Here is a 12,219-nt window from a genome sequence, read left to right as displayed (position 1 = left end):
CATGCACCCGCGCTTGAGGGCCCTCGGCACCGCCACCGTCGCGTTCGCGCTCGCGCTCGCCGCCGCGCCCCCCGCGCGCGCGGCCGACGTCGACCCGGCCACCGTCAACGCTGCCCGGGCGCTCGCGGAGGAGGGCCTCGAGCTCTACGACCGGGGCGAGTACGCGGCGGCGCTCGACAAGCTCGGGCGCGCGGAAGAGCTGATCCAGGCCCCCACGATCGGCCTCTACGCGGCGCGGTGCCTCGAGCAGCTCGGCCGCCTCATCGAGGCCTCCGAGCGCTACCTGCAGGTGAGCCGCACGGCGCTCGATGCCTCGGCGAGCGACGTCTTCAAGGTGGCCGTCGCCGACGCCGACAAGGCATATCGCGATCTCAAACCGCGCATCCCCAAGCTGGCAGTCGGGGTGCGCGGCGCCCCGGAGCGCGAGGTGCAGATCACCGTCGACGGCAAGCCCATGCCGCCCGCGCTCGTGGGGGTGAGCCGGCCCGTCGATCCCGGCAAGCACCTCGTCGAGGGCGCGTGGGCGGGCCGTATCGTCCGGCAGGAGGTCACGCTGGCGGAGCGCCAGGAGGCGTCGATCGCGCTCGCGTTCCCCGAGGTCCGCCGGCCCGCCGCCCCCTCCCCCGCCGGCCCCGCGTCGCAGGGCGTCGCGCAGCGCGTGCTCGGCTGGTCTGCGCTGGGCACGGGCGCGGCGGCGCTCGTCGTCGGCGGCGTCACGCTCGGCGTGACCCTCGCCCTGCGCAGCGATCTCATCGACCTCGGGTGCACCGAGAAGGTCGAGTGCCCGGACACGCCGAAGACGCGCGACAAGCTGGGCTCGTACAACAGCACGCGCCTCATCCCCGCGCCGGCGTTCATCGTGGGCGGGGCGCTCGCCGCGGGCGGCGCCGCGCTGCTCCTCACGCTGCCGTCCGCGTCGAAGCCCAAGGACGCGGCGGTGCGTCCGTGGATATCGCCGTGGGGCGCTGGGATCACTGGGGTGTTCTGATGAGACGCAGCGGCTACTTGGTGCTCTTCGGCGCGCTCGGCGTGGCCGGCGCGCTCGGCGGATGCTTCGACAAGGGCGTGATCGCGATGAACGGCGGCGGCGCGGCCGGCGCCGGCGGCACGGGCGGCCTGGGCGGACTGGGCGGCGACGGCGGCGCGGGCGGCGGCGTCGGCGGGGCGACGACGAGCGCCTCCACGGGCGACGAGCCCTGTGTGTCTTGTTATGACGGCCCTCCCCTCACCCTGGAGTACGGCGAGTGCAAGAGAGGCTGTCTGCGCGAAGGGGTGTGCGTCGGTCAGGTGCTCCCCACGGCCGAGGGGTGCGCGACGGAGGCCATGGACGAGAGCTGCGACGGTGAGCCGACGTGCACCGGAAAGCTCGAGTGGAGCCGCAAGATCGGGGAGAGCGGCGCGCAGTACGGCCATGACATCGCCTTCGACAGGGCGGGAAACCTCCTGGTCGCGGGGCGGTTCACCGGGGATGTGGGCTTCGCCACCGACCAGGGCTCGACCGACGCCTTCGTCGTCAAGCTCGATCCTACCGGCGCCATGATCTGGGGGAAGGCGTTCGGGGGGAACGGCTCGGATGCCTGCACCCGCCTGGCGTACACGAAGGACGACGGCGTGATCGTGGCCGGGACCCACGACAACACCCTCCGTATCGACGGGACGCCGCTCGAGAACGACTCCGGCACGGACGACGTGTTCGTGGCGAAGCTCGATGCGAACGGCGGCCTCGACTGGATGAAGAGCATCAGCGGTCCCGCGGACGACACGGTCCAGGGGCTCGCCGTGGACGGCGAGGGCAACATCTTCGTCGCTGGCAGTTTCATCGATCGGGCGAGGGTGTTCGGCGCGAATGACCTGGACAGCGTCGGCGGAGAGGACATCTTCGTCGCCAAGATCGACGCGGGGGGAAACCACGTCTGGAGCTTCAACTTCGGCAATCGGAGCGAACAGGTCGTCCTCGACGCCGCGGCCACGCCCGATGGCGGCGTGGTCCTGGTCGGCAGCCTCGCGGGGGACATGAGCTTCGGGGACAAGCCCGTCAGCCCCCGCGGCTACGACGCCTTCCTGGTCAAGCTCGACAGGGACGGGGTGCCGCGCTTCGCCAAGAGCTTCGGCGATGACATGGCGCAGGCGTTCGTGTCGGTCGCGGTGGACGCGCAGGGAGGCATCGTCGTCGCGGGGGATACCCACGGAACGATGAACATCGATGGATCCACGTCGCAGTATCGCGGAGGGGCCGACGCGGTGGTCGCTGCCTTCGACGCCGAGGGCAAGCCTCGCTGGAGCCGTCAATTCGGGAGTCAGGAGGATCAGAAGGCGCTCGGGGTGGCGGTGGACGATGCGGGCAACGTCGTCGTGGTCGGAGAATTCGCGCGCTCGATCGATCTCGACGCTCGGCACCTCGAGTCCCGCGGCGACAGGGACGCTTTCCTGGCGAAGTTCACACCGGACGGCACGACGGTCTGGGCGATCTCGTTCGGCGATTCGATGGCGCAGAGCGCAACGGACGTCGCGGTCGGCGCGCTCGGCGTCATCGCGCTGACGGGCCATTTCGAAGGCAGCATCGATCTCGGGGGAGCCCCGCTGGCGAGCGTCGGGGGCCCCGACGCCTTCGTCGCCAAGCTGCAGCCCTGACGTCCGCCCCGCGGCGACGCGCGCTTCGCCGCCCCCGCTGGCGCCGTTCCTGCATTCCTGCGGATCGAGGTCTGCTCGCCGCCGCATGCTCGTGCAGCCAAGCTCGAATCGCGGGAACCGTACGGGAACCGCCATGGGGTGATGGCGTGGCCCTGAGCATGCGCGCACGGGCATTCCAGTGAAGATGCGCCGGTACACATCCATTGACATCTCTCGGTCGTTGACCACACTTGCGCGAGGCCTCCTCGTGCTGCATTGAGCAAAAACGGATCTCCGTACCAGCAAGCAGCACGAGAGCCCGACGCGCGGGGGCAGGACGTCCAGTGGACCAGGGGGACACATGGAGGTCCGGTGAGAGCTCCATGCACCAGAACAACTGATCCACCGGATCGAGCGCGACCCGCCTCTGGATCCTCTCGAGCTCTCCTGCGTCGCGCGCATTCGAGCGCTTTCCGGGGGCGCGCGCGGCGCGGTGGGGAGCTCCTCGCACCGGGCACCACATTTGCCTGCCGAGGAACCGCTCACGGAGGAGGAGGTCTCGCGCGATGATCAACACTCAAGAGAGGCCGGGGTCGCTGCCCTATACCCCCGTCACACCAGGGGCGCTGCCCTATACCCCCGCCACGCATGCTCAGGGGACGAGGACGGGCGTCCACGCGGCGGTCCAGGTCAGCCCCAGCATCGCGCCCCCCAGCATCGCGCCCCCCAGCATCGCGCCCCCCAGCATCGCGCCGGTGGCGGCCAGCGTGCCGCCCATGTCGTCCTCCTCGGGGGACCTGGACCGCGAGCTCGAGGCGCTCGCCCAGGGCGTGCGGCAGAAGCGGCGGAGCCGGCTCGCGGTCGGCATGGGCCTGATCATCGCGGCCGCGGCTGCGGTCGCGGTCACCACCTTCGCCGGCAAGGTGAAGGAGGCCGAGGCGGCCCAGGCCGAGGCGGTGGCCGCGCGCATCGCCGAGCAGGACAGGATCGCGCAGCTCAACCTGGAGCTCGAGGCGCGCAACAAGAAGATCTCCGAGCTGACCCTCGCGCTCGAGACGGCCAAGAGCGACGCCGAGAAGGCGCAGAAGGCGTTCGCCGCGTACAAGGCCGCGGAGGAGGCGAAGGCTGCGGCCGAGGCCGAGGAAGACGAGGCCGACGCGAAGACGTCGAAGCTCTCGCCCAAGGCGGCCGCGGTCAAGGGCGGCCGGTCGGCGCCGGCCAAGGCCGCGCGAGGCGCCCGCGCGGGGGCGGCGAAGAAGGGCAAGTGCGTGTGCAAGCAGGGCGACCCGCTCTGCGGCTGCCTGTGAGCAACGGCGCGCCGCCGGTTCCGTGAGCGGCAGCGAGCCGCCTTTTCCGTGAGCGGCAGCGAGCCGCCCTTTCCGTGAGCATCAGCTCGCGGACGATCCCCCTCCAGACCAGCGGACAGGATGACGACACCGGCGCAGGCCGCGCGGCGCGGGCCGCGCGGCGGAGCCGGGGTCATGGCGGCCGCCGAGGCGCGCTGCGCCGGAGAGCGCAGCGGAGCGCCTCGGCCGAGGCTCGCTCACGGCACGTTGGCCGCGCCAGGCGTGATCGTCGCGGAGAACGCCCAGTCGGCGGCGGCCTGGTTCGTGTCCGTCCCGTCGGGCAGGCGGCAGAGCGAACCCGGAGCATCGTTGACGTCCGCCACGGAGGCGGGCAGCGGCTCGCCCTCGACGAGGCTCACGCTGGCCTCCCCGATCGTGACAGCGGTGATGCTCCCCTCGTAGGAGAGCGCGTCGATCAAGGCGCCCGTCGTCGTGTTCACCAGCGCGATCCCGTCGGGCTCTACGGGCATTCCGCCCCCTCCATTCTGTATCCGGTTGGTCTGGGCGCCGGAGAACGCGATCGTCGGAGTCCCCTCCGGCACCAGGGCCGGCGCCTCGCTGGTGCCGACCACCACGGCCTCGCTGCCGAGCACGAGATACTGGCCCGCCGCGAGCGTCCCGGCAGGGCTCAGATCGAACGTCTGGTACACGGAGGCAGGCGCTCTCGCGCCGTTGATCAACACGATCGCGTGACCCGCGAGGTCCACCGGCGCGCCCGTGCCGTTGTAGATCTCGATGAACTCGGCACCATCGGTGTTCTCCTGATCGTAATCCACCTCGTTGATCACGAGCCCTCCCGCCACCGTCACCACCTCGACGGTCGCGGTGAGCGAGCTCTCCCCGAGCGTCGCCGTCACCGTGACGCCGGCGCTCGAGCCGCCGTCCACGTAGTCGAACGTGGCGCTCTGCTGCCCGGCCGGGATCGTGACCGACGGCGGCAGGGAGCCAGCGTCCGGCGGGTCGAGCGCGAGCGCCACGACCGCGCCGTCCGGCGGCGCCGGGATGTCGAGCGCCACGGTGAACGACACCGTGCCGCCCGGCGCCGCCGTGGCCGACGACGGGTCGAGCGCCGCCAGCGCCGGCGCCTCGGCCGGGTCGAGGACGCGCACCGTCGCGGTGAGGCTCACGACGTCGAGGGCCGCGGTGAGCGTCACCGCCTCCGCCGCGGCGAGGGCGTCGAGCAGCACGGGCGCGCTCGTCGCGCCGGCGGGCACGGTCACGCCGCCGCCCACCACCGCGATCACCTCACTGTCCGAGGTCACGGCCACGAACATGTCGGCCGGCGCCGGCCTGGAGAGCGTCACCTCGAGCGGCGCCGGCACGGTCTGCGCCCCCGTCTGCCCCGCGTAGACGAAGGACGTCGCCGGCCCGAACGCCGCGAGCCGCGGCGGGCCCGGCACGAGGTCTTCCGCGCTGCGCGGCTCGATCTTCGAGTTGTCGTTCCGGTAGTCGAGGATGCCGCGGATGCTCGCGAAGCGGTCGCCGACCACCGGGAACGGGTCGGCCAGGTACAGGAGGTCGTTCACGCGCAGATCGCCCGTGACGAAGAACTCGTTGTACATGGTCTCGAGCCCGGTCACCCGGACGTCCGCCACCTCGACGAGGACGCCCTCGAGCTCGGCGGCCCGCGGCCCGCCGGTGGCGATGTCGGCCGGCGCGACCGGCGCCGGCGCCGGCGCCGCCTCGCCGAGCGACGCGATCACCTCCACCACGGCGGACCCGAGCTGGATCTGGCCGTAGAAGTTCGTGACCATCGCGCTCGCGATCCGCACGCGATCGCCCGCGACCACGGCGTTCTCCGGGCTGTAGACGTAGACGCCGGAGTACGCGGGCCCCGCGTACCCCGGGTCCCCGGGCTTGACCTGCACGAAGAACCCGCTCGCGTGCTTCCCCGTCACGAGCGCGTTCTCCAGGGCCACCACCATCCCCTCGGCGACGGTGCCGTCCTTGATGTCGTAGATCGACACGGGGCAGCCCTGCGTTCCCCGGTTCGCGTCCGCCGGGCAGAAGTCGCACGGATCGCCCTTGCCGTCGCCGTCCATGTCGGCCTGGTCGGGGTTCTCGAGGCTCGGGCAGTTGTCCGCGCCGCTCTCGACGCCGTCGCCGTCGGCGTCGTGCGGGTTCGGCGCCGAGCAGAGGGTGCTGCCCGCGTCGATCGGGCACGCGTCGCAGGCGTCGCCCTCGCCGTCGCCGTCGGCGTCGGCCTGCGCCCCGTCGTCGAGCGGCCGGATCGGGTTGAACACGCTCGGGCAGTTGTCCGCGCCGTTCTCGATGCCGTCGCCGTCGAGGTCCTCGTCGGTCGGCTGCCCGGTGTAGACGGTCGAGCCGTTCACCGACGCGTTGACGGGCGCGGTCGCCGCGCGCGACGGGGTGCAGAGCGGCTCGCGCTCGGGCTCGCCGCAGAAGAAGGGCGGGTAGATCTCGCCCACCTCCCGCTCGAGCTGCTCCAGCCCCATCCCGATCTCGTCCTGCAGACAGACCTGCTTCGCGACGCCGCACACGTCGAGCTCGTCGCAGACCTCCGCGCCCCGGACCGCGGCCACCACGGCCGCGTCGCCGTAAAGGACCTTCCCGCCGCGCATCACGAGCACGACGTCCTCGGGATCGGCGGCGACGATCGCGCGGTGATCGGCGCGCTCCGCGCCGTTGAAGATGGCGATGTCCGCGACCTTCCCCAGCGACAGCGCGCCGATGACCTCGTCGGCGGCGGTGACCGAGGCGGCGCTCCCGGTCACCATCCTCCACAGCTCCTCGTCGGTGAAGAAGCCGTCGTAATACACCTCGTTGAGCGCCGCCGCGCACCGGAGCTCGCGCAGGAGGTTCATCGAGCCGGTCGCGATCCAGTCCGTGCCGAGGGCGATCTGCACCCCGAGGCGGGCCGCGGTGGTGACCACGGCGGTGTCGCCGTAAAGGGTGATGTTGGAGCGCGGAGACCAGATGAGCGCCGTCCCGTTCTCCGCCATGGCCGCGTAGTCGGGCGCGGTGAGGCCGATCCCGTGGATGTACGCGCTCTGCGGCTTCAGCACGTCGTTCGGCGCCGTCTGCAGACAGACGAACTCGTTGCGCGCCGAGGCCTCGATCCCCTCGGCCACGTGCGGGCAATAGGCGGCCTCGCCCTCGATGTCCTCCCCTCTCACCATGTCGTTCGAGTAGCCGCAGCCGCTCACGAGCTCGCGGCCGCTCGAGTCGCGGAGCGGGAAGGTGTCGAAGAGGACCGGATCCTGCGCCAGGCCTTCCTGATCGCCCCGGTCCAGGTTCCTGAGGAGCCCGGTCGCGCTCCCCGAGCCGACGATCGACGTCGCGCCGCCCATCAGGAAGCGGAGCTCGCCCCACCGGATCTGCGCCTGCGTCGCCGAGCCCGGCGTGTCGATCTTCGTGTGGTCGTCACGGCCGGTGCGCCAGTCGTGCCGGTGCTCGTAGCGCTCCTCCGTCGGGGTATACGGGCTGTTCTGCGTGAACGTGAGGTGATCGTGCGTGTTGATCAGCGAAGGGGAGATGACGCCCCTCGGGCACGTGATCACCGTCGCGCCCGCCGCCTCGCAATCGCAGCCGACGCACGCGATCGTCCCCCGCTCGTCCACGAGCACCCGGCCGCCGCGGTACACCGCGCCCGGGGCGAGCACGACGCCCTGGATCAGCGTGGCGCCCGCGCCGGAGACCACCTCGCACGTCCCCTGCGCGACCGGCGGGATCTCCCCGCAGGCGATCTCCAGGAGCTTCGACTTCGTGCAGTCGACCTCGCAGCCGTCGGCGGCCGCGACGTTCCCGTCGTCGCACTGCTCGCCCGGATCGACGACGCCGTCGCCGCAGCGCGGCGGCACCTCGATCTCGCAGTCCGCCGAGCAGCCGTCGCCGCCGTCCGTGTTGCCGTCGTCGCACGCCTCGCCCGCGTCGAGCGCGCCGTCCCCGCAGCGGGGCTGCGGCGCCTCCTCGAGCTGGCACGTCGGCGAGCAGCCGTCGCCCTCCGCCGTGTTGCCGTCGTCGCACACCTCGCCCGCGTCGACCGCGCCGTCGCCGCACACCCCGCCGGGGGTGTCGCCCCCGTCGTCGTCCCCGCAGCCGTTCCAGAACAATAGGCCCACGAGCACGGCCATCAGCCGCGCGAAGCGCGTCGATCGGTGAGGCATGGCGCCAGTGTAGGCGATGCCCGCGCTCACCCGTATTGACTTCAGATGACGCGGCGGGAACGCGCCGCGATCGCCAATCCGGCGAGCAACGCGAGCCAGCCCACATCCGGCAGCGCGCCGCGGCCCTGGGGCGCGCCGGCGGCATAGCTGCAGGAGCTCTCGCGCCGCTTTCCGTCGATCGGCCGCCCTCCCTGGCCGCTCGTGCCGGGCAACGGGACGCCGCTCACGCCGCCGCTGCTCGAGCCGCTTCCGTCCCCGCCGCTCCCGGTCCCCCCGCCCTGCTCGGGCTCGCAGCCCGCGGCCTCGTCGCGGAGCGCGGCGAACGCGACCTTGGCGGCGCCGGCCTCGTCGACCAGGCCGTACAGCCGGTCGTCGCCCGGCGCGTCCTGGAAGCTGGCCCAGACCACGCCGCCGACGTCGTCCCGCTGCGAGAGCAGCTCGATCGAGGTGGTCAGGTTCGCCGCCTGAAGCTCCTCGCCCACGAGCGCCGACGACCACGCCATCCCGGTCACGAAGAACGGGCTCTCGTCCCCCGCCTGCTCGGCGAGCCCGCGCACCTCGTCGAGGGTGCCGCCGAGCGCCACCGCATCGACCTCGCTGAACTGGCTCACGAACAGCTGATGGCCGAGGTACGACCACGGGGTCCGCTCGTCGTAGCGCAGCGCGAGCTCCTCCAGCACGGGCTGCTCGTAGAGCTCGCGCAGGTAGTCGACCCCCGAGAACGGCGCCGCGGCGTCGTCCGAGGCGAGCAGGCCGCCCGCGATCAGCGACAGCTCGCCGACGTTGAAGAGCGCCTCGTTGCGGATGCGGATCTGGGCGAAGATCTGCGCGAGCACGCGCGGCAGGATGTAGGTGCAGCCGGCGTTCTCGGGATCGAGCGCGTAATCGGGGTCTTCGAAGCAGTTCGGCTGACTCCAGATCTCCCAGCGCACGACGTCCCCGGCGAACCTCGTCATCAGCGCTTCTGCCGTCGCGGCGAACGCCTCCACATAGGCGTTGTTGCCGTCACCGTCCGGATCGTCGTTCCAGCGTTCCTGTCCTTCTGCGAGCGTACGGTGGGACAGCAGCCCGAGCGGCTCGAGGCCGGCGCCGCGCACGGCGTCGATGATGGCCTCGTACTCGTCGAGCTTGTCCTCATCCCACGCCTCGGCGTCATCGAGCAGGAACTCGACGCGCACGGCGCCGGCGCCCGCGCGCGCCAGCTGCTCTGCCCGCTCCTCGTCGAGGATCACCCTCCCAGCATCGGCGGGCGCCCCCGGATCGATCCCATAGAAGGCGCACGGCACGTCCCGCGCGCCCAGCGCGGGCGACGCGAGGGAAAGCGCGGAGGAGGCGGCAAGAGCGACAATGACTGCACGCATGTTTCGAGCATAGCTGGGATGACCGCCCCGACCAAGAAACGACCCATTCATGGACCATCCATGCTAGGGAGACCCATCACATGGCTTCCCTGGAACTGGACGAAGAGGTGCGCGGGCGCGTCGGGGTCGCTGCTCCCGGAGGCGACGCCGGCGGCGAGGTGGACGACGCGGCCGAAGGCGAGCACGACGCGCCGCCTGCCCGGGGCTTGCGCGACTGGCTGCGCGGCGCGCCGCTCTCCGGTCGATTGCACCTCGCGCTCGGCCTCGTGCTGCCGGCGATCGTGCTCGTCGCGAACATGGTGCGCGTGCGCTCGTTCACGATCGACGACGCGTACATCTCCTACCGCTACGCGCGCAACTTCGCCCGGGGCCTCGGGCTCGTCTACAACGCCGGCGAGCGCATCGAGGGGTACACGAACTTCCTCTGGACCGTGCTGCTCGCGGCCTTCATCAAGGTCGGCCTCGACCCCGACGTCGTCGCCAAGGTGCTCGGCGGGCTCGCCGCCTGCGGCTCGCTCGGCGCGATCTACCTCCTCTCGGCGCGGCTGCGCCCGCACGGCGCGATCCCGTGCATCGCCACGTGGCTGTTCGCGACCTCGATCGTGCAGAGCGGATATGCCGTCTTCGGCCTGGAGACGCCGCTCTTCGTCCTGCTCGTCCTCGCCGGCACGGAGATGATGTTCCGCGAGCGCGACCGCGGGACGGGCTTCCCGTACTCGGGCCTCGTCTTCGGGCTGGCCGGCCTGACGCGCCCCGAAGCGCCGATGTTCCTCGGCATCCCCATGCTGTTCCTCGGCCTGCGCTTCTTCGGGCGGCAGAACCTCCTCCGCGGGGTCGTCTTCGCCGCGCCGATCGCGTGCCACATGCTCTGGCGGCACAGCTACTACGGCACGTGGCTGCCGAACACGCTGAGCGCCAAGACCGGGAGCCTCACCGACCAGCTCGCCGGCGGGCAGCGCTACCTCGCGGAGTACGCGGCGCACACCTCGCCGGTGCTCCTGCTCGCGCTCTTCGGCCTCTGCGTGGCGGTCGTCGCGCGCCACCGCGACGCGCTGTGCATCGCGGCCCTGGCGCTCGCGGTGGGCGGCTACGTGCTCCTCGTCGGCGGGGACTGGATGCCGTTCTACCGCTTCATGAGCCCGTTCGAGCCGTTCTGCTTCCTGCTCGCCGGCCTCGGCGCCCGCTCGCTGCTCGATCCGCTGCTCACCGCGCTCTCGGCCCGCGCCGCGGCGTCGCGCGAGGGCGGCGCGATCGCCCTCGCCGCGGGCGCCGGCGCGCTCGCCGTCGGCTGCATCGTCGCGCTGGGCGTCTTCCGGGCGCAGAAGCTCGATCGCGCCCAGTTCCGGATCCTCGACGACGACAAGCGGTTCTGGGACACCGCCGCCGGCGGCACGGCCGCGTGGTTCCAGGAGCACGACAAGCCCGGCGAGATCGCCGTGGGCGACATCGGGTACATCGGGTACGCGACCGACTATCCGGTGCTCGACCTCCTCGGCCTCGTCGATCCGGTGATCTCCAAGCTCCCGGGCGGCTACACGCGCAAGACGGGCCCCGGCTACGTGCAGCGCGTGTTCGACAAGTCGCCGCGCTACTTCGTGTTCGTCGGCGGCGCCGACACGTGCGACAAGCTCCCGTTCCCGGCGCAGGAGAAGCTCCGCAAGGACCGGCGCTTCCGCGGCATCTACGAGGTGGCGGGGATGATCCGCCACAGCAAGAACGGCTACTGGTGCATCTTCGAGCGGCGGGACGACGCGCCGCCGCCCGCGGGCGCCGCGCCCTGAGCGCCGCCGCCCGCGGGCGCGCGCGACCCCGCGGCGAAGCCCCGCAACCCCACCTCCGATGCGCGCAACCCCACCTCGTGTGCGCGCAACCCCACCGCGGCCCCGCGAGGTTTGCTAGCATCGCCACCCCATGCCCTGGCTCTGGTACGTAGGTCCCCTCGCGTTGCTCGTCGTCTGGTACCTGACCGGCTTGCGCGGCCGGCACGAGGCGCGGCGCGACGCCGAGCTCGTGCGCTGGCGCGTGCTGATGACCCCGAAGGCGGCCTCGCGCCGGTCCGGGGCGCACGGCGGCAGCCGGAAGACGGTCGCCGACATCGACGGCCCTCGCCCGGTGCGCTCGATGCCGGGCAGCCTCGAGCGGATGCTGGACGACGCGGGCGGCGGCGCGGTCGTCTCCCGCTACGAGCTCGTCCCGAAGCTCGCCTACGTCGCGGTCGTCGGGCCGGACGCGAAGAACGGCAGCGAGTACCAGGTGGTGACCGCGAAGCTGGCCAAGCCGGCGCCCCGCCTCACCGTGTGCCCGCTGCCGATCATCGACGGCAGGCGCGCCCCCAACACCGGCGTCCAGTTCAAGAAGGACCCGGATTTCATGGAGCAGTTCCTTGTCGAGGGGCCCGAGGCGAAGTCGATCGGCCGGTGGCTCTCGGCGCGCGTCCGCGACGCCCTGCGCGACTTCCCCGACGCGTGGCTGTTCGTGCAGGACCGCGCCATGGCGATCGCGGTGTACGGCCCTGTGGACGCGGAGCGCCTGCAGGAGCTCGTGATCGCCGCCGACGCGATCTTCGCGGAGCACGGCGCCGGCGGCGCCCCCTCGCTCCTCTTCGAGGACAGCGAGGCGGACGACGAGGACGACGAGGACGACAGCGCGGCGGACGACGAGGGCGACGAGGACGACAGCGACGACGACGAAGAGGACGAGGAGGCCGCGGGCGCCGAGCGCGCCGTTCGGTGACCACGGGCGAGCCGGACCGTGTTACTCATCGCAGCTGGGACC

At 72.1% G+C, this 12,219-nt stretch carries 7 protein-coding genes; 5 read left to right on the top strand and 2 right to left on the bottom strand.

The features are described from left to right. Position 1 precedes the first annotated feature (1 nt). From WME83_RS00350 to WME83_RS00340, 3 genes are all read left to right on the top strand, one after another. Positions 2–988 carry a tetratricopeptide repeat protein gene (locus WME83_RS00350; RefSeq protein ID WP_437317263.1) on the top strand — a complete coding sequence of 329 codons (987 nt, stop codon included), beginning with the start codon at positions 2–4 and terminating at the stop codon, positions 986–988. Continuing rightward, positions 988–2,631 carry an SBBP repeat-containing protein gene (locus WME83_RS00345; RefSeq protein ID WP_437317262.1) on the top strand — a complete coding sequence of 548 codons (1,644 nt, stop codon included), beginning with the start codon at positions 988–990 and terminating at the stop codon, positions 2,629–2,631. Before WME83_RS00350 ends, WME83_RS00345 begins: the two co-directional genes overlap by 1 nt. Before the next feature lie 545 nt (positions 2,632–3,176). After that, positions 3,177–3,917 (top strand): hypothetical protein, encoded by a 741-nt coding sequence (locus WME83_RS00340; protein ID WP_437317261.1) that lies wholly within the window; start codon positions 3,177–3,179, stop codon positions 3,915–3,917. A gap of 236 nt (positions 3,918–4,153) precedes the next feature. Here WME83_RS00340 and WME83_RS00335 read toward each other — a convergent pair whose 3' ends face one another. Together WME83_RS00335 and WME83_RS00330 are read right to left on the bottom strand one after the other, a co-directional pair. Beyond that, entirely contained in the window at positions 4,154–8,083 is a 3,930-nt protein-coding gene (locus WME83_RS00335; protein WP_437317260.1) for a lamin tail domain-containing protein, read from the bottom strand. A 41-nt stretch (positions 8,084–8,124) separates the two neighbouring features. Next, positions 8,125–9,444 carry a hypothetical protein gene (locus WME83_RS00330; RefSeq protein ID WP_437317259.1) on the bottom strand — a complete coding sequence of 440 codons (1,320 nt, stop codon included), beginning with the start codon at positions 9,442–9,444 and terminating at the stop codon, positions 8,125–8,127. Positions 9,445–9,524: 80 nt separating this feature from the next. Here WME83_RS00330 and WME83_RS00325 point away from each other — a divergent pair, with 80 nt between their 5' ends. Further along, entirely contained in the window at positions 9,525–11,225 is a 1,701-nt protein-coding gene (locus WME83_RS00325) for a hypothetical protein (RefSeq protein ID WP_437317258.1), read from the top strand. Between the two features lie 130 nt (positions 11,226–11,355). Further along, positions 11,356–12,177 (top strand): hypothetical protein, encoded by an 822-nt coding sequence (locus tag WME83_RS00320; protein ID WP_437317257.1) that lies wholly within the window; start codon positions 11,356–11,358, stop codon positions 12,175–12,177. Positions 12,178–12,219: the final 42 nt, after the last annotated feature.

The organism is Sorangium sp. So ce385, from assembly GCF_051474135.1.
In the GTDB taxonomy this organism is placed as follows: Bacteria; Myxococcota_A; Polyangia; order Polyangiales; family Polyangiaceae; genus Sorangium; species Sorangium cellulosum_D.
The sequence above is the reverse complement of the archived record's forward strand: the minus strand, read 5'-3'. Positions and strand labels throughout refer to the sequence as shown.